This is a genomic window from Rhizobium sp. BR 249 (genome assembly GCF_047445895.1).
In the GTDB taxonomy this organism is placed as follows: domain Bacteria; phylum Pseudomonadota; class Alphaproteobacteria; order Rhizobiales; family Rhizobiaceae; genus Rhizobium.
The window spans coordinates 1-17213 of sequence record NZ_JARWKX010000026.1; the positions used below are offsets into that span (position 1 = coordinate 1).

The following is a 17213-nucleotide window of genomic DNA, read 5'->3' on the forward strand; positions in this document are numbered from 1 at the left end:
GGTTTTTATCAGCAAGAGTTGGGGAGGGGTTTTTCAACACATCCCCCGCAATCGCCCGCTGCAAACTCGCATCCCCACCCTCACCCAGCCCACGCGGCACCCGCGCCAGCGCCACGGTGAGATCTGTCAGCAGCCGCCCTTCCGGCGAGACCCCGAACACATGCAGCCCATCACGGATCTGCATTTCCTTGAGATCGCAGAGATAGGCATCGAGCTTCTTCAACGCCTCGCCTTCGCTCTCGCCCTTGGCAATCCCCGCATCCCGGTCCAGCCCGATATCGGCAACAAGTTCAAGGATCTGCCGGCTCAGCAATCGGATACGCCTGGGATCGCCGCCCGAGGCCTCGTAATATTCATCGACCAGCGCCTCCAGATCCTTGAGCGGCCCATAGCTTTCCGCCCGCGTCAGCGGCGGCGTCAGGTGATCGATGATGACGGCGGCGGTGCGGCGCTTGGCCTGCGTACCCTCACCGGGATCGTTGACGATGAAGGGATAGAGATGCGGCAGCGGCCCGAGGATCGCTTCGGGGTAGCACGTCTCCGACAGCGCCAGTGCTTTGCCCGGCAGCCATTCCAGATTGCCGTGCTTGCCCATGTGAATGACCGCATCGGCGCCGAACTCTTCGCGGAGAAAAGCATAGAAAGCAAAGTAGCCGTGCGGCGGCACCAGATCGGGCGAGTGATAGCTCTCCTTGGGATCGATGTTATAGCCGCGCGCCGGCTGGATGCCGACGAGCAGCCCGCCGAAGCGCGCAAAGGGCAGCGCGAAAGCGCCATCCCGCAGATAAGGATCGGCCTCGGGATCGCCCCAGCGCGCCGTCACTTCATCCTGAATCTGATCGGGAAGAGACGCAAAGAAGCTCTTGTATCGACTCAGGGAAAGCCTCTCGCGCACCACCTTACCGTCGAAGCCAGAATTGGTCGGCCCCATCATCAGATACCGCATGAGCGCATCGCCATCGGCGGGAATATCGGCGATGGAATAACCGGCCCTCTCTATCGCCCGCATCACCTCGACGGTGCCGGCAGGCGTATCGAGGCCGACGCCATTGCCGAGCCGTCCATCACGGTTCGGATAATTCGCCATGACGAGCGCAACACGCCGCTCCGCCTCCGACCGCTGCCGCAGCCGCGCCCAGTTGGCGGCAAGGGCAGCCACATAATCCATCCGCCCCGTATCCGGCTCGCTGGAAACGATATTGGCCTCGACATCAGCATCATAACGGGCCGCCGCCTTGAAGGAGACGGCGCGCGACAGCACCCGGCCATCCACTTCCGGCAGCGCGACATTCATGCCGAGATCGCGGGCCGAGAGCCCTTGCGACGAGGCAGCCCAGGCCTCCCGCGACGAAGCGGAAAAGATCGCCTGCAGCACGACGGCGTCATTCGCCTCAAGCACGGTCGGCTCGCGATCCGCGCCGGGGGCGGAGACGGCAAAGCCCGTGGTGTTGATGACGACATCGGGTTTGAGGTCAGTGAAGATGGATTCGAGAATGCCTTTGGAGACGGGGTCCTTGAGGCTGTAGGCGAAGACCGGCAGGGGATTAAGGCCTCTTGCTTGCAACGCTTGGATCAAGGCTTCGACGGGTTTGGTTTCACCGCTCTGGACAAGGGCGCGGTAGAAGGCGATGGCGACGACGGGGCGGATCGTAGGTTCGGTTTCCACCTCTTCTGTCGTACAGGCAATGCTCCCGTCTGCCGTCGAGGTCGTGGCTGCGGGAGAAACGCCAGAAACCAGCCTCTTCCACTCCTCAACCCCAACCAGTCCCCGCCCCGGCCACCAGATCCCCGCCTTCATCAACGGCGCAGCCGGCGCCGGCTTCTCCTCGCCCGAAAGCATCGCCGCCGCATAGGCCAGAAAGCCCCGCGCATTGGCGTCACCACCTTCGATCAGATAGCCCCACAGCGCATTCAGATCCTCCAGCGCCACATTCGAAAACGGCGTCAACCCCGCATCCGGCTTGGAGTCCCCCGGCAGCACCGCAATCAGCGCACCGCAGCGCGCCGCCACCGCATGCAGCGCCTCCAGCGCATAGTGAAAATAACTCGCCCCACCCAGCGCCCGCACGATGATCAGCTTCGCATGCCGCGCCGTCCGTTCAACGTATGTATCGACCGACATCGGATGCTTCAGGCTCATCAGGCTCGCAAGCCGCAGCGAATACCCTGTCGCCCCGCCGGCATGAGCCGCGGCAATTGCCGCAAGCTCGGTATCGGCAGCCGAGAGGAACAGGATATCGCCCGGCGACTGACCGAGGTCTATCGCCTCGTCGCCATCGCTGATCGTTCCCTGCTGGGCCAGAAGCAGATGCATTCTCTATCCTCGGACGAGCGCTTCGATCGCCTTGCGCACCGCGCCCTGATCCATCTCGTGCAGGCCGATGACGACGAGGCGCGTGCCGCGCGTTTCGCCCTGCGCCCAGGCGCGGTCGAAATACTGGTCGATACGGGCACCCACGGCCTGCAGCTGCAGGCGCATCGGCTTGCCGGAAACGTCGACGAAGCCCTTGAGGCGCAGCACGTCATGCTCGGCAATGACGCCCTTCAGCTTCTCGACGAACACAGCCGTATCGGCGATTGCGCCGAGCTCGACGACGAAACTGTCGAACTCATCGTGGTCATGCGGCTCGCCATCCTCATGCTCCAGTTCGTGATGGGACTTGCGGTTGGCGATATCGTCTTCCGTGCCGATGCCGAGGCCGAGCAGCACGCTGGCCGGCACCTCGCCATTCCTGGCTTCGATCATCACCGGCTTGCGGGCAATGCGCGAGGCGACTTCGCTCTTCACGCGGCCGAGACCGTCGGCGTCGATCAGATCGGTCTTGTTGAGCACGATCAGGTCGGCACAGGTCAGCTGGTCCTCGAACAGTTCCTCGATCGGGCTTTCATGATCCAGCGATTCATCCTCGGCGCGGCGCGCATCGACGGCATCGTGATCGTCGGCAAAACGGCCGGCCGCGACGGCGGCGCTATCGACCACGGTGATGACGCCGTCCACGGTGACTTCGCTGCGAATATCCGGCCAGTTGAAGGCGGCGACGAGCGGCTGCGGCAGGGCAAGGCCCGAGGTTTCGATGACGATATGATCCGGGCGCTGGTCGCGCTCCAGAAGCTTGGTCATGGTCGGAATGAAATCGTCGGCGACCGTGCAGCAGATGCAGCCATTGGTCAGCTCGATGATGTCGTCCTCGGTGCAGTTTTCCGCCCCGCAGCCCTTCAGCACATCGCCGTCGACGCCGAGATCGCCGAACTCGTTGATGATGAGCGCGATCTTCTTGCCGCCGGCATTGGTGAGCAGGTTGCGGATCATCGTCGTCTTGCCGGCGCCGAGAAAGCCGGTGATGACGGTTGCGGGGATTTTCTGCTGGTTCATGCACTTAACCCTTCATTTTCAGCGGCAGCCCTGCCGCGACGAAATAAACTTCCGCAGCCTTCGCCGCGATCATCTGGTGCAGCCTTCCAGCATGGTCGCGAAACTCCCGCGCCATGCGGTTCTCCGGCACGATGCCGAGGCCGACTTCATTGGAAACGATGACGAGCCGCGCCTTCGCCTGCGGCAGAAAGGCGGCAAGCGCCGCAGCCTGAACCGCGATATCGCGCCCCTCCATCATCAGATTGGTGAGCCACAGCGTCAGGCAATCGACCAGGATCGCCCTGCCCTCGCCATCGATGGCCGCAAGCCGCTCGGCAAGCTCCAGCGGCTCCTCATGGGTGATCCAGGAGGGGCCACGATCGTCCTTGTGCTGGTCGATACGCGCCTGCATCTCATCGTCCCAGGCCCGGCCGGTGGCGATGTAATGACGATCGAGGCCGGTCGCGATGATGAGGTTTTCGGCGAAGCGGGATTTGCCGGAGCGTGCGCCTCCGAGGATGAGGGTGGTGGTCATGACAACACCGCCAGTAGAGGAAGCGCGCGTGCTCCTCGACCTCCCTCATTCCTGTGCTTGTCACAGGAATCCAGCGTGTCCAAGTCCTTGGGCACGAAAGACTCATTCAACAGCGTTATAGCTTCATTCACCGCGCAGACGCGCGGTGGCTGGATTCCTGTGACAAGCACAGGAATGAGGGAAGAGAGAGAGGCGCGCACCACACAAGGCAGCGCTGAATTCAGTCGTTCAGCCAAAACAACCTCCGTGCTGGCAGCGGGCGCTTTGCCCAGGGGTGGGCTTTTCGCCCGGCACGGGATGGCAGGTCTCCTGGCTCGCGGGTATCGGCCGCGATCGGGGCAAACCGTTTCCGGTCGCCCTGATCGTGCCGGCGGATCTGCCTCGCCTTCCCGGCTGCATTGGCGAAGAGGTGGACGATTCGTAGAAATAGAGGCGTCCGGCCCCGGTTGATCACCATGCATGTCCAGTGGCTTTTCCGGCATCTCCTCCGCTTCGCCCGCCCGCACCATTGCTGGCTGCCGGCGAAAAGGGCTCGATGCCGGATGGAAGACCCTGACCGCTCTACAGTCGCGGGGTCGGCTGTGATGAAGGCGCCCGGTTTGGGTCCACCCCGTCACATTCCCTTTTCATCCGGAAGGGCGCAACGCCGATCCGGAACCATCCGTTATGTCAGGATGGTTAGGCAAGCCGGGGATTGAAGTCAACCGGCCTTCGCAGCCGCTCTCGGCGCGGATTACCTGCGGCTTCCAAGCCAATACGACTGACTCTACCGGAAATATCGTCTTTTATCAGAGGCTTACGTTATGAATATTTGATCGGCGCGCCGGCTTTTCGCCGCAATTCCGTTGCAAGCGGACTGCACCGTCACCCTTGACCGGGTCTCTCCCCGCCTAGTTGTCTAGCCATGCTTATGAAATTGGATCGGCGCCGCCTGCGCGCGCTGCGTGTTTTCTTCGACCCGGGGCGGCTGCGCGCGCTGACCCGCCGCAGCGAGGTCGGCCTGTCGCTGGCAGGCGCCGTCGTCGGCATCGCCTCGGGACTTGCCGTCACCGGCATGAGCTTCGTTTCCAATGAACTGCACCAGCTGGTCTTCGGTATCTCGGACGACGAAAGGCTGAGTTCATCGCTGATCGACGACAAGCTGCTGCTGCTCACCGCTCCCGTCATGGGCGGCCTGCTGCTCGGGCTGCTGTTCTTCGTGCTGGCGAAACGGCGAAAGAAGCCGATGGTCGACCCGATCGAGGCCAATGCGCTGCATGGCGGCCGCCTGTCGCTCACCGACAGCATCATCGTCGCCGTGCAGAACCTGATTTCCAACGGTTTCGGCGCCTCCGTCGGCCTGGAGGCCGGCTATACCCAGCTTGCCGCAGGCCTCGCCTCGAAATTCGGCCTGAAGCTGCAGCTTCGCCGCTCCGACCTGCGCGTCCTCGTCGGCTGCGGCGCGGCCGGCGCCATCGCCGCCGCCTTCAACGCACCGCTGACCGGCGCCTTCTATGCCTTCGAGCTGATCATCGGCACCTATACGATCGTGTCGCTGACGCCGGTCGTCACCTCCGCCCTCGTGTCCACGCTCGTCGCAAGGCTGCTTGCCGAGGGTGATTTCACCATCGATATCGGCAGCTTCGGTTCGGTCGTGCCGGCCGACTATGTCCCGGCCCTGCTGCTCGGCGTCTTCTGCGCCGGCGTCGGCATCCTCATCATGCAGGGCGTCGCCTTCGTCGAGGAGCTGGCGCGCAAGAGCTCCATCGCTCCGCCTTTCCGGCCGGCGCTCTGCGGCATCATCGTCGGGCTTCTCGCGATGATTTCGCCGCAGGTGCTCTCGGCCGGCCACGGCGCATTGCATCTCAACCTGTCGCGTGATGTCGCGATCCCGGCGCTGATCGGCCTCTTCCTGCTGAAATCGCTCGCCTCGGCGATCTCGATCGGCTCCGGCTTCAGGGGCGGCCTGTTCTTCGCCTCGCTGTTCATGGGCGCCCTGCTCGGCAAGCTCTTCGCCTATTGCGGCCCCTATTTCGCCGATGCGACGCTGACGCCTGCGATCTATGCCGTGGTCGGCATGAGTTCGCTTGCCGTCGCCGTCATCGGCGGCCCGCTGACCATGACCTTCCTGGCGCTCGAAATCACCGGCGACTTCCCGATCACGGCGCTGGTGCTCGCCGCCGTCATCACCTCCTCGCTCGTCGTGCGCTCGACCTTCGGCTACTCCTTCGCCACTTGGCGCTTCCACCTGCGCGGCGAAAGCATCCGCAGCGCCCACGACGTCGGCTGGATCCGCAACCTGACGGTGGACAAGCTGATGCGATCAGACGTCAAGACCGCACGGGCCGGCATCTCGCTCGAAGAATTCAAGCAGGCCTTTCCTATCGGCTCGACCCAGCGCGTCATCCTCGTCGAGGAGAGCGAAAAATATGCCGGCCTCGTTCTGGTCCCGGAGATCTACGCCAACCCGACCGACGTCCAGGATGAGGGCAAGGCGCTTTCCGATTTCATCCGCTACCGCAACGATTTCCTGCAGCCGCAGATGAACGCCAGGCAGGCGGCGGCGATCTTCGACAAGACCGAAAGCGAAGCGCTCGCCGTCGTCAACAACCTGATCGAGCGCAAGGTGGTCGGCCAGCTCAGCGAAAGCCACACGCTGCGCCGCTACAGCGAAGAGCTCGACCGCCGCCGCCGCGAGGTGTCGGGCGAGATCTGACCACTATGTCTCGTCGGCGAGCCGGTAAACGTCGGCCTTCTTCGAAACGCCGCGCAGCTCGAACGAGCCGAGATGCTCGCAAGGCGCAGCACAGGTCTTCGCAAAACTCTCCGACATCAGGAGCGGCTGTTCGAGCGTGCCGCAGAGCTTTTCAAGCCGCGAAGCCTCGTTGACGGCCCTGCCGATCACGGTGAAATCCAGCCTGCCGTGAGCGCCAACATTGCCGTAGAAAACCTCGCCGAGGTGCAGCACGACGTCGACCCCGATATCGGGGCCGCCATTGCCCGTCCGCTCGCGATTGAGCGCGTCGGTTGCCTCCAGCAGATTCTGCGCCGAAGCGAGCGCCGCCATACAGGCCTTCTGCGGATCGTCCGCATCCGTCGGGAAGATCGCCAGCACGCTGTCGCCCATGAACTTCAGGATCTCGCCGGAGTTTTCCTCGACATGCCGGTCGATCAGCTCGAAATGCTCGTTGAGAAAACCGACGATCTCCTCGGGCTGATAGACCTCGGTCAGCGCCGTGAAATTCCTGAGATCCGCAATCAGGATCGCAGCATTGATCGAGCCGCCGGTCCCCCTCTGGGTTTCGCCGGCAAGGATACGCGCGCTCGTCCTGGCGCCGGTATAGACCGCCAGGATTTCGGTCGCGGTGTTCGATGCCGCCACGCGGTAGGCCGCCAGCCCCAGCGCTGGGAAAAACCCCTCGATGACCGCCAGCTGTTCATCGGAAAATCCGTCCGGCGCGTCGCTCGTCAGCGAAAAACCGAGCCCGCGCAGCGCAACCTCCTTCGGGAATTCGCAAAGGTTGATCACATGGTCCGTGCCACCGGCAAGCGCGAATTCGCGAAGCTCGGCATATTGCAGGCCCTCGCCCTTCGCCAGGTTCCACCGTCCCGTATTCTCGCCTCGGTTCAAAAGGTAGAATATCGGCGTGTTCTCGAAGTTGCGCTGCGTCTCGCTGCCGTGTCCGGCCGTTTCGATGATCGTGACGCCGCCCCTGACGAAATTGGCCGCGATGCCGCGATACATCGGATGGATGGACGGCATCCGGATGCTCGCCCGCCAGATCGGAAACCCTTCCGCGATCAGCCTCTCGCACAGACCGGTGACGAGATCGCTAATATGCTCGCTGGTGATTCCATGCTCGATAAGCCACTGAATATGATCGTTAATTTTGGAAACCTCCGCATGGGGATGGAGAACCGGGAATGGGCTTCGCCTGGCCGCGCATACTACTTATTAGCCTGCTTCGCATTGCGATACTACTCTCGCGTGAATGACGTGATGAAGTTGGACCCGCATATAGGTATCTGCCGTGTGGCCCCCTCATCTGCCTGCCGGCACGCCTTTCATTGCCTTACACTCAGCAAATTCTTCCCACCCTCCAGCACCTAACCCAACAACTCCCCCAACCACCGCGCATCCAGACAGCGCTCCAGTTCCGCGGCAACTTCATCCAGCGCCCGCTCCACGCTCTCACGATAATTCCCATGTCGGCCGGAAAGCCCGAAGCTCTCCAGCAGCCGCGCACGATAAGCATCACTGCCGAAGAGCCCGTGCAGATAGGTGCCCATGATCCGCCCGTCCGCCGAAACCGCTCCGTCAGGCGCCCCATCGACGATCGCCGAAGGCCGATCGCAATCCGGGCCGCGGGTGATGCCGAGGTGGATCTGGTAGCCGGAAAGCGGCGCGTCATATTCGGTCGAACGGGCATGGCTGTTGCGCACGGTCTTCTCCGGCGCCATCTCGGTTTCGACATCGAGAAGTCCGAGCCCCGGCGTTTCCTGCCTCCCGCCCTCGATCCCAAGCGGGTCGTGCACCATGCGGCCGAGCATCTGATAGCCGCCGCAGATGCCGATCACCCGGCCACCGCGTCTCACATGCATCTCGAGATCACGGTCCCAGCCTTGGGCCCTGAAATCGGCAAGATCCGATATCGTCGATTTCGAGCCGGGAAGCACGACGAGTCCGGCATCGGCAGGCAGCCGTTCGCCCGCCCGCACGAAGGTGAGCTCGACATCCGGCTCCACCCTCAGCGGATCGAAATCGTCGAAATTGGCGATGCGCGGCAACACCGGCACGGCGACCTTCAGTGCGCCGGTCCCGCCCCTTGCCAGCCGCTCGAGCACGACGGAATCCTCGGCCGGCAGACGCGCGGCACCCGACAGCCACGGCACGACGCCGAAGCACGGCCAGCCGGTGAAGCCTTCGATGGCGCGGATGCCGTCGTCGAACAGCGAGACGTCACCGCGGAACTTGTTGATGATATAGCCCGAAATCATCGCCCGGTCGGCTTCGTCGAGGATCGCATGCGTGCCGACGAGCGAGGCGATGACGCCGCCGCGGTCGATATCGCCGACGAGCACGACAGGCACATCAGCCCGCGTCGCAAAGCCCATATTGGCGATATCGCCGGCCCTGAGATTGATCTCGGCCGGCGATCCCGCGCCCTCGACGATGACGAGATCGGCGCCTTCGGCCACCTGTTCGAAGCTTGCGAGAACCGCACCGAGCAACTGCGGCTTCAGCCGCTGATAATCCCGCCCCTTCGCCTGCCCGAACACCCTGCCCTGCACGATGATCTGGCTGCCGTTTTCCGATTGCGGCTTCAAGAGCACCGGGTTCATGTGCACCGAGGACGGCGTGCGCGCCGCCAGCGACTGCAGCCACTGCGCCCGGCCGATCTCGCCGCCGTCATCGGCGACCGCCGCATTGTTCGACATGTTCTGCGGCTTGAACGGCCGGACGGCGAGCCCGCGATTGGCCGCCAGCCGGCAGAGGCCGGCGACCAGCACCGTCTTGCCGACATCCGAGCCGGTTCCCTGCAGCATGATCGCTCTTGCCATTGGCATCAGCCTTTCCCGAGAGCATCGTCCTTTCTGCGCTTCCGTGAAAAGCTGAACCGCTCTAGCCCGAGGCCTACAAGGGTAAAAATCCCGGGTCAAGCTCCGGCAGAAAACGCGAAAACCGCGCATGGCCTTGGCTCTGCGCGGTTTGCCGAAAACTCTGGCGTCTTCACCCTCTACACGGCGAAGCTCGCTTTCTCCGGTACGCACTACCTGAACCGAAGAAGCAGCGGTTGTTCCCGCTGCGACCCCACTGATAACGGCACATTCTTACCGGAGAGTTATTGAAGGCTTACGCAAATATTAATTTCGACTTTTTTTGACATTCCCGGCGAAATTTCTGCCGAAGGCCCCCAGGCAGTCGCGAACAGCGTGTGTTTCCATCGAAGGCGCCATTTTCGGGCTGCTGACATAAATTCTTCGAATTCAATCATTTAGTCGCGCAACCATGGGCAGAAGATGGTTGATTTCTGCGGGCGAACGCGTAGGGTTGGTCAAAATGCGCCATTGTTGAACATGACCTGCGACGCGCTGCCGAAGCCGTAGTGATAAACGGCGTCCATGAAACGGAAGACCTGTTGGGGCACCGCTCCGCAAGCATTCTTCCTTTCGGGCGCCGGAAAGATCTTTGACGATTTTTGAGACCCGGCCGCGCGTTCGAGCAAGAAAATTCGGGGAACGACGATGAAGACGCTTCTGATTTCGGCCGTCTTTGCCGCGGCTTTGTCCGTCGCCGCGCCGGCTGCGGCCGCCGAATGCGGCCAGGTTTCGATCGCCGAGATGAAATGGGCCTCGGCCGGCATTGCGGCGAACTTCGACAAGATCATCCTGGAAAAGGGCTATGGCTGCTCCGTCACCATCGTCGACGGCGACACGCTGCCGACCTTCGCCTCGATGAACGAGAAAGGCACGCCCGACATCGCGTCCGAATATTGGATCAATTCGGTGAGGGCGCTGCTCGATCAGGCCGTCAAAACCGGCCGGCTGGTGCAGGGCGCCGAGATCCTTGCCGATGGCGCCGTCGAGGGCTGGTTCATCCCGAAATTCATCGCCGACGCCAATCCCGACATTCGCTCGGTCGAGGATGCCCTGAGACATCCCGAGCTTTTCCCGGCCGAGGACGATACGGCCAAGGGCGCGATCTATAACTGCCCGGCCGACTGGAGCTGCCACATATCGACCACCAACCTCTTCCACGCGCTTGCCGCCGACAAGAAGGGCTTCGAACTCGTCGAGACCGGCAGCCCGGAACGGCTCGACGCGTCGATCGCCCGCGCCTTCGATAACAAGGTCGGCTGGCTCGGTTATTACTGGGCGCCGACCGCCGTGCTCGGCAAATACGACATGACCCGCCTGAGCTTCGGCGTCGGTCACGACAAGAAGGAATGGGACGCCTGCACCGCGGTTGCCGGCTGCGCCAGGCCTCAACTCAATTCCTACCCGGTCTCGCGTGCGTTCACACTGATGACCCGGTCCTTCGCCAGCCGCGCCGGGCCTGTCACCGCCTATCTCAAGACCCGCAAATGGGACAATGCGACGATCAACCAGGTGCTCGCCTGGCAGGACGAAAACCGCGAAAGCAACGAGAACGCCGCGATCCATTTCCTGCACAATTACGAGAGCCTGTGGACGAAATGGGTGCCGGCCGATGTAGCCGAGAAGGTCAAGGCGAGCTTATAACGGCGGGAGACGATCAACGACCGGACGATTCGAAATGACTGGCACCGTTCCCTTTCCCGACCGCGATACCGTTGCGGAAAAGCTTGCAGCGCTGTCGGACGCCGACAAATCCTTCCTGACGCTGCTGATGGAAAACGTCGCCCAGGACGACAATCTGCTCGATGGCCTGCGCCGCCACCTCGATCTCGCCGCGCAATCACCTTTCCTGAACTCGCTGAAACTCGAAAATCTCGGCCTGTGGATCGGCGCCCAGGCACCGGACCGCCTGCAGATCCGGTTGACGGAAACGGCCCGCTCCAGCCAGCATCCCGCCTACCAGGCCTTCCGGACCGGCCTCAGCCGATCCGGCGGCCTCGAAAAGGCATATCCCCCGGCCACCCGATAGGGTGGTCCGTCCCCGGCCATCCGATAAGATGGTCCGGCCCCGGTCGTCCTCTATGACGATCCGGTTCCTAAATCTCAGCCAGCCTCTCAGCCACGATTACTTCTTCGCAGCGCGATCCACTGAACGGCCGGCGTCCTGCGTGGCGTTGACGGCGTTCGCCGTATCTTTTCCCATGCCGCGGATCGTGTTGCCGCAGGAGGAAAGAGCGAGAAGAACCATGAAGGCTGCGGCAATTTTGGCCGTTGTCGTCATTTCGAATATCCTTGTTTGAAATCAACCCCGAACGGCACTCATGCCATCCGCGCCCATAACGCACAAGGGACGAAAAAGTTCACGGGCGGAAAGCAATGCTCAGGCGGCGACCGCCTTCGCTCTTTCGGCAAAAGTATCGCGGATGCTGTCGGCCACCGTCTCGATCGGCCCTGACATCTGCGAGGCGGTTAGCAGGCGGATATCGAAGGAACCGAGTTCGGGCAGCCCTTCCTGCAGGCCGAGGATCGCCATGTCCTCGCCGACATAGGAAAGCGGCAGCGGGGCGATGGCGAGATCGGAGAGCACGGCGGCGCGCTGCGCCATCGTATGGCCGCTGAGATAGGCGACGCGATAGGGCCGCTTGTTGCGTTCGAGCTGAGCAAGCGCCTCCTGGCGCCAGATGCAGCCATCCTCCCAGATCGAGATCGGAAGGGGATCGCGCCGATGGGCCGAACCGCACCGTGCGCCGGCCCAGACCAGCCGCTCGCGGAACACCACCTCGCCGCCGGTCGGGAAAGGCCGCGTCGCGCAATTGATCAGCGCCAGGTCGAGCCGCTGCTCCTCCATGCGCTTCTTCAGCCCGACGCTCATGTCGATCGTCACGTCGACCATGATGCCGGGATAGCTTTCGGCAAAACTCTTCAGGATTCTCGGCAGCAGCCGCTCGCCGATATCCTCCGGCGCGCCGAGCCTGACGACACCAGTCAGTTCCGGCATGATGAAGCGCGACACCGCCTCGTTCGAAAGCGCCAGGATGTTGCGGGCATAGGAAAGCAGCATCTCGCCGTGCCGCGTCAGCGATACCGAGCGGGCGTCGCGTAAAAACAGCGTCGCGCCGAGCTGTTCCTCGAGCTTCTTGATCTGCATGGAGACCGCCGACGGCGTGCGGAAGACCGCTTCGGCGGCGGTGGAAAAATTGCCTGTCTCGGCGATGGCAACGAAGGTGCGCAGCACATCGTTGTCAAGCAAAGGAATGGGACGGCGAAAGGGAAGGCTCATCGTCGCATCTTTCAATTTTTCTGATTTATAACGCCATATCATTTTGTTTGATTGAATGTCAATGCGCCTCCATATTTCGAGCTGTCGGAAGCTTGATGCAGCAAAGGAGGCCCGACATGTCACACACAATCATCTGGAATATCATACAGGCGCTTTCCGCATTCAAGTCGCGCAGGCGCAGGTACGCCAATTACGAAGAGGCGCTGCGGCAGATAAAGCGTTTTCCGCCGCATCTGCTGGCCGATGTCCGCGGAGATGATCCGTTCCTCTGCCCTTCGACCGCCGAATTCCTTTGAAGGCGCGCCATGTCGCTGGCGTGCCAAATCGAGCACCGCAGGCGGCTGAAGTATCCGCCCTGATCACATACCGCCCAGCAGCTTGAACGCGATGATCCACATCGTAAACGCGACGAGCGTTTCCAGCATCCGCCAGGACGACGGCTTGGAGAAGATCGGCCGCAGCCGCGTCGCGCCGTAGCCGAGGGCAAAGAAGAACAGGAAGGAGCCGGTCACAGCGCCTGCGGCGAAGGCAGCCTGCTGTCCGGGATAGCGCGTCGAGATCGTGCCGAGCAGCACGACCGTGTCGAGATAGACATGCGGATTGAGCCAGGTCAGTGCGAGGCAGGTCGCGAGCGTCTGCCGAAAACTCGCCGTTGTCGCCTCCGTCGCCGTCAGCGCGGCGTTCGAGCGAAAGGCGGAATAGAGGCTTTTGGCGCCGTACCAGGCCAGAAACACCGCTCCTCCATAGCGCATGACAGGATCGAGCCAGGGCAGCAGCGTGGCGATCTGCTGGAGGCTGGTGACGCCGAGCAGGATCAGCGCCGCATCGGAGAGCGCGCAGGTAAGGCAGACGGCGAAGACGTGTTCGTTGCGCAGGCCCTGGCGAAGGATGAAGGCGTTCTGTGCGCCGATCGCGACAATCAGGCTGAGGCCCATCATCAGGCCGGTAATATAGATCGAAAAACTCATCTTTTCGGCAAATGCCCCTTATCTCGATAAGTTGCGGTATCGCCAACAACTAATTTAGGCTACTTAATCTGGATTACCCTGATTAAGTGAAACTAATCATGCTCGATTACCCTGCCCTGCGCGCCGTCGCGACCGTCGTCCAGACCGGCAGCTTCGAACGCGCCGCGGCTGTCCTGAACGTGACGCCTTCCGCCGTTTCGCAGCGCGTCAAGCAGCTCGAAGAGCGCCTCGGCGTCGTCCTGATCGTCAGAGGCAGCCCCTGCACGGCCACCGAAAAGGGAGACTGGCTCTGCCGGCACATGGAGAATGTCGGCATGCTCGAAGCCGAGCTCCTCGGACAGTTGCCGGCCCTCGTCGATCCCGACGAGCCGCGCCAAAGGGTGACGCTGCAGATCGCGACCAATGCCGACAGCCTCGGCACATGGTTCGTGGAGGCGATATCGAACTTTGCCAGGAACTCTTCCTATCTCCTGAACATTGCCGTCGACGACCAGGACCACACCGCCGAATGGCTGCAGCGCGGCCGCGTGATCGCGGCCGTCACCAGCCTGGAAAAGCCGGTCCGGGGATGCCGGCGTTTCGCGCTCGGTACGCTGCGCTATCACGCCACGGCCACCCCCGAATTCGTCGCGCGCCACTTTCCCCATGGCGTCACATCAGAGGCGATCCGCAACGCCCCGGCGCTGACCTTCAATCAGAAGGACAGGCTGCAGAGCGACTGGATACGCAGAACTTTCGGCCGCGACCTCGATTACCCCACCCACTGGCTGCCATCGCCGCAGAGTTTCGTCGAGGCGAGCCTTTCCGGCATGTGCTGGGGCATGAACCCGATCCAGCTCACCCGCGAGCATCTGGCGTCGGGACGGCTGGTGGAGCTCGTTCCCGGCACGCCGCTCGACGTGCCCCTCTACTGGCAGATAAACCGGCTTGCCGCCGACCGCCTTGCGGATCTGACGCGCGAAGTCGTCGCGGTGGCAAAGCGCAATCTCTGACGCATCAAAGCAGCATCCTCGCGACCCCGTGGCGCTGTACCGGCATGAGGCGCAATCTCGTCAGCGATAATGCTCCCAGCCCGCCAGGTAATAATCGAGGATGACAGGCCGATCGAGCGTGCTGATGCTGACATTCTCCCTGGCGATATCCTTATCGAACTCAAAATACGTCTTCACGCCGTCCGGCTGCAGAAAGCGCGTCTCCACAGAGAGTTCAGGCTTTGCCATATTAAGCCTGGCGTCGCTTGCAAGCACGAAGCCCCACTCCCCGAAGGACGGCACATTGACATGGTAAGGGTAGATATTGGCAAAGCCGCCTGCCCTCACAGTGTCCGCAATGCTCCAGAAAGCGCGCGGCGCATAATATGGGCTGGTCGCCTGCGTGACGAACACGCCGCCCGCAGCAAGGCTGCGATGCACCAGCTGATAGAATTGCTTCGAATAGAGCCTTGCGAGCGCGTTGTTGTTGGGATCGGGCAGATCGGCGATCACCATGTCGAATGGCTCGGTGTTCTCCTGCAGATAGCCGAAGGCATCGGCGAAGACGATCTTCACTTTCGGCGAGCGCAGGCTGTTGCCGTTGAGCGCGCTGACATAGGGATTGTCTTGAGCGAGCGCGATCATACGCGGATCGAGATCGACGATCACGATTTGCTGGAGGTCGGGATATTTGAGCAATTCCCGGGCGGCCATGCCGTCGCCGGCGCCGAGCAGAAGCACGCGCCGCGGCGCGGCAGAGCGCAACGAGATCGGCACATGCACCAGCGCTTCATGATAGCGATATTCGTCGACCGAGGAGAATTGCAGGTTGCCGTCGAGATAAAGGCGCAGGTCGTCCCGGTCGCGCGTCAGCACGATCCGCTGAAAGCGCGTCTGCTCGGCATGGACGATCCTGTCCTCGTAGAGCGCCTGATCCCAATAGTTGAGAAAATAATGCGACAGCAGGATCATTGCGGTCAGCAGGCCGGTGAGCGCGACCGTCAGCCGCATGAGCCTGCGGGCGCCGGCGCCGATTTCCGCCCCGAAGACACGCAGCATCGCAAAACCGATCGACATATTGGCGAAGCCGAACAGCAGCGACGATTGATAGATGCCGAAAAAGGGCAGCAGGACGAAGGGAAAGGCGATCGTCGCCACCAGCGCCCCGAAATAATCGAAGGACAGGATGTTGGCGATATTGACCTTGAGCGGGTTGTAGCGATCCATCAGCCGCGTCAGGAACGGGATTTCCAAGCCGATCAGCATGCCGATGGCGATGGTCAGGAACAGGTAGGCGTGAATGAACAGGCCCGTCCATGCATAGGCGAAATAGAGGATCGGGATGCTGAGGCCGCCAAGCCCGGCCAGCGCCAGCTCGATTGCGACGAAACGCGCCAGGATCTCCCGGTCGATGAATTTCGAAAGATAGGTGCCGACACCCATCGAGGCCATGTAGATCCCGATGGTCAGCGAGAAGAACTTGACGCTGTCCCCTAAGAAATAGGAGGCGGTGGTGGCGATCAGAAGTTCGTAGATGATCGAACAAAGGCCGGAGATGAAAGCCGAGAAGATCAGCGCTGCGATCTGTCTGCGGTTGCCGTTTCCGGTCCGGTCCGTCGCTTCTTCCGACATCGGCTACTTGCCGCTTTCCGGCCCGCCGCCCAGCAGGTGCGCGCCGCCGGCGCTGCCCGACCGGTTGCTGCGCTCCTGGTAGACTTCGACCTGGCTGGAATACCAGGCCGAGGCCGGCATGTGAAAGCCGCCGTGACCGGCATAGCCGTAGCCGTGAAGCGCCATGTAAAAGAGCATGACGTAGAGGAATGCCAGCGCAGCAGTCACGATGCAGAGCACGTTTCGAGTTCTCGCGTTCATGAACTTTTGCTCATTCTTCTGATTTTTTGCAAAACTGCACCGATCACCAAAGTCAGGATGCCGAAGAGCGTATGAGGTATGCTGCTCGCATAGGGCATAGTGACGGTCACGAATATGTGGTCGGGCCGAAAATTACCCTGGGTTCTGATATTGAAGTAGTATTTGCCGCTTTGAGGAATTGTGAGCTTCATCTCCGAGCTCTTCTCGGTCTCATCCCAAAAGCCCTCGTCGTCCCTTCCCGTCTCGTGCCAGAGCTCCTGGCCGAATGAGAGCAGGTAATCCTGTTCCTCGTCCAACAGCTCGGCCTCGACAAAGCACCAGGTATTGAGAGCGGGCTGCGCGATACTCATCTCCACCTTGACCACCTGGCCGCGCCTGTCGATCGTGAACGGGCCGATCAAGGCATAGTTATTGGCGGCATACTCCTCCCCGGCTTCGAGCGGCTCCACCTCCTCGGCAACGGGCTGAGGACGAAACGACACTGCGCCGTTATAGAGCGTTTCCACGGGTTCACTGAACTTCAAGGCGGTGATCAAGCTGAGCACGCTGAAGAAGAAGAAAACCGCCACCAGATAGCCGAGTTGGATCCCCTCGTCTTCAGCAGGCAGCAACCGGAATTCTGGTTGGTGTTTCCGTGAAAAATCCGTCCGCACGGCGC

At 62.0% G+C, this 17213-nt stretch carries 16 protein-coding genes and 1 riboswitch; of the genes, 5 read left to right on the forward strand and 11 right to left on the reverse strand.

The window, feature by feature from the left end; genetic code table 11:
• The 3 genes from cobN to cobU form a co-directional block, all read right to left on the reverse strand.
• Window positions 1–2314: cobaltochelatase subunit CobN (gene cobN, locus QD408_RS21675; protein ID WP_414140708.1), on the reverse strand; the 2314-nt coding region annotated here is incomplete at its 3' end.
• A gap of 3 nt (window positions 2315–2317) precedes the next feature.
• On the reverse strand, window positions 2318–3373 hold the full coding sequence (cobW, locus tag QD408_RS21680; protein ID WP_414140709.1) for a cobalamin biosynthesis protein CobW: 1056 nt from the start codon (window positions 3371–3373) through the stop codon (window positions 2318–2320).
• Between the two features lie 4 nt (window positions 3374–3377).
• A complete protein-coding gene (gene cobU / locus QD408_RS21685) occupies window positions 3378–3887 on the reverse strand; it encodes a bifunctional adenosylcobinamide kinase/adenosylcobinamide-phosphate guanylyltransferase (RefSeq protein ID WP_414140710.1) in 510 nt (169 codons plus the stop codon).
• A 281-nt stretch (window positions 3888–4168) separates the two neighbouring features.
• A riboswitch (cobalamin riboswitch) is annotated at window positions 4169–4564 on the reverse strand.
• Window positions 4565–4791: 227 nt separating this feature from the next.
• Between cobU and QD408_RS21690 the strand changes: the two genes are divergently transcribed.
• Window positions 4792–6582 carry a chloride channel protein gene (locus QD408_RS21690; protein WP_414140711.1) on the forward strand — a complete coding sequence of 597 codons (1791 nt, stop codon included), beginning with the start codon at window positions 4792–4794 and terminating at the stop codon, window positions 6580–6582.
• A 3-nt stretch (window positions 6583–6585) separates the two neighbouring features.
• Here the strand turns inward: QD408_RS21690 and QD408_RS21695 are convergent, their stop codons facing one another.
• Together QD408_RS21695 and QD408_RS21700 are read right to left on the reverse strand one after the other, a co-directional pair.
• Window positions 6586–7755 (reverse strand): adenylate/guanylate cyclase domain-containing protein, encoded by a 1170-nt coding sequence (locus tag QD408_RS21695; RefSeq protein WP_414140772.1) that lies wholly within the window; start codon window positions 7753–7755, stop codon window positions 6586–6588.
• Window positions 7756–7973: 218 nt separating this feature from the next.
• Complete coding sequence (locus QD408_RS21700) at window positions 7974–9428, reverse strand: cobyric acid synthase (RefSeq protein ID WP_414140773.1); 1455 nt, start codon at window positions 9426–9428, stop codon at window positions 7974–7976.
• Between the two features lie 684 nt (window positions 9429–10112).
• Between QD408_RS21700 and QD408_RS21705 the strand changes: the two genes are divergently transcribed.
• Window positions 10113–11108, forward strand: coding sequence for a glycine betaine ABC transporter substrate-binding protein (locus QD408_RS21705; protein ID WP_414140712.1), 996 nt, complete (start codon window positions 10113–10115; stop codon window positions 11106–11108).
• Window positions 11109–11142: 34 nt separating this feature from the next.
• Window positions 11143–11493, forward strand: a complete 351-nt coding sequence (locus QD408_RS21710) for a hypothetical protein (RefSeq protein ID WP_088683878.1) — start codon at window positions 11143–11145, stop codon at window positions 11491–11493.
• Window positions 11494–11589: 96 nt separating this feature from the next.
• On the opposite strand, the gene QD408_RS21715 is transcribed toward QD408_RS21710, so the two are convergent.
• Both QD408_RS21715 and QD408_RS21720 read right to left on the reverse strand, forming a co-directional pair.
• Window positions 11590–11745 (reverse strand): entericidin A/B family lipoprotein, encoded by a 156-nt coding sequence (locus QD408_RS21715; protein ID WP_004680588.1) that lies wholly within the window; start codon window positions 11743–11745, stop codon window positions 11590–11592.
• Window positions 11746–11844: 99 nt separating this feature from the next.
• A complete protein-coding gene (locus tag QD408_RS21720) occupies window positions 11845–12786 on the reverse strand; it encodes a LysR family transcriptional regulator (protein ID WP_414140713.1) in 942 nt (313 codons plus the stop codon).
• 74 nt (window positions 12787–12860) lie between these two features.
• Here QD408_RS21720 and QD408_RS21725 point away from each other — a divergent pair, with 74 nt between their 5' ends.
• A complete protein-coding gene (locus tag QD408_RS21725; RefSeq protein WP_088683879.1) occupies window positions 12861–13040 on the forward strand; it encodes a hypothetical protein in 180 nt (59 codons plus the stop codon).
• A 63-nt stretch (window positions 13041–13103) separates the two neighbouring features.
• On the opposite strand, the gene QD408_RS21730 is transcribed toward QD408_RS21725, so the two are convergent.
• Window positions 13104–13712 carry a LysE/ArgO family amino acid transporter gene (locus QD408_RS21730; RefSeq protein ID WP_414140714.1) on the reverse strand — a complete coding sequence of 203 codons (609 nt, stop codon included), beginning with the start codon at window positions 13710–13712 and terminating at the stop codon, window positions 13104–13106.
• Between the two features lie 98 nt (window positions 13713–13810).
• On the opposite strand from QD408_RS21730, the gene QD408_RS21735 reads away from it, so the two are divergent.
• Window positions 13811–14704, forward strand: a complete 894-nt coding sequence (locus QD408_RS21735) for a LysR family transcriptional regulator ArgP (RefSeq protein WP_414140715.1) — start codon at window positions 13811–13813, stop codon at window positions 14702–14704.
• 60 nt (window positions 14705–14764) lie between these two features.
• On the opposite strand, the gene QD408_RS21740 is transcribed toward QD408_RS21735, so the two are convergent.
• The 3 genes from QD408_RS21740 to QD408_RS21750 are packed head-to-tail and all read right to left on the reverse strand — an operon-like array spanning window position 14765 to window position 17208.
• Window positions 14765–16315: a polyamine aminopropyltransferase gene (locus tag QD408_RS21740; protein ID WP_414140716.1), complete on the reverse strand. Its 1551-nt coding sequence runs from the start codon at window positions 16313–16315 to the stop codon at window positions 14765–14767.
• 3 nt (window positions 16316–16318) lie between these two features.
• Window positions 16319–16555 carry a hypothetical protein gene (locus tag QD408_RS21745; RefSeq protein ID WP_414140717.1) on the reverse strand — a complete coding sequence of 79 codons (237 nt, stop codon included), beginning with the start codon at window positions 16553–16555 and terminating at the stop codon, window positions 16319–16321.
• The gene (locus QD408_RS21750) at window positions 16552–17208 is read right to left on the reverse strand and encodes a hypothetical protein (RefSeq protein ID WP_414140718.1); all 657 of its coding nucleotides are present in this window, start codon (window positions 17206–17208) and stop codon (window positions 16552–16554) included. Before QD408_RS21750 ends, QD408_RS21745 begins: the two co-directional genes overlap by 4 nt.
• Window positions 17209–17213: the final 5 nt, after the last annotated feature.

Coding starts and splice junctions, on each gene's coding strand:
- cobW (WP_414140709.1), bottom strand. CDS start 3,373: ATGAACCAGCAGAAAATCCCCGCAACCGTCATCACCGGCTTTCTCGGC.
- cobU (WP_414140710.1), bottom strand. CDS start 3,887: ATGACCACCACCCTCATCCTCGGAGGCGCACGCTCCGGCAAATCCCGC.
- QD408_RS21690 (WP_414140711.1), top strand. CDS start 4,792: ATGCTTATGAAATTGGATCGGCGCCGCCTGCGCGCGCTGCGTGTTTTC.
- QD408_RS21700 (WP_414140773.1), bottom strand. CDS start 9,428: ATGGCAAGAGCGATCATGCTGCAGGGAACCGGCTCGGATGTCGGCAAG.
- QD408_RS21705 (WP_414140712.1), top strand. CDS start 10,113: ATGAAGACGCTTCTGATTTCGGCCGTCTTTGCCGCGGCTTTGTCCGTC.
- QD408_RS21710 (WP_088683878.1), top strand. CDS start 11,143: ATGACTGGCACCGTTCCCTTTCCCGACCGCGATACCGTTGCGGAAAAG.
- QD408_RS21715 (WP_004680588.1), bottom strand. CDS start 11,745: ATGACGACAACGGCCAAAATTGCCGCAGCCTTCATGGTTCTTCTCGCT.
- QD408_RS21720 (WP_414140713.1), bottom strand. CDS start 12,786: ATGATATGGCGTTATAAATCAGAAAAATTGAAAGATGCGACGATGAGC.
- QD408_RS21725 (WP_088683879.1), top strand. CDS start 12,861: ATGTCACACACAATCATCTGGAATATCATACAGGCGCTTTCCGCATTC.
- QD408_RS21730 (WP_414140714.1), bottom strand. CDS start 13,712: ATGAGTTTTTCGATCTATATTACCGGCCTGATGATGGGCCTCAGCCTG.
- QD408_RS21735 (WP_414140715.1), top strand. CDS start 13,811: ATGCTCGATTACCCTGCCCTGCGCGCCGTCGCGACCGTCGTCCAGACC.
- QD408_RS21740 (WP_414140716.1), bottom strand. CDS start 16,315: ATGTCGGAAGAAGCGACGGACCGGACCGGAAACGGCAACCGCAGACAG.
- QD408_RS21745 (WP_414140717.1), bottom strand. CDS start 16,555: ATGAACGCGAGAACTCGAAACGTGCTCTGCATCGTGACTGCTGCGCTG.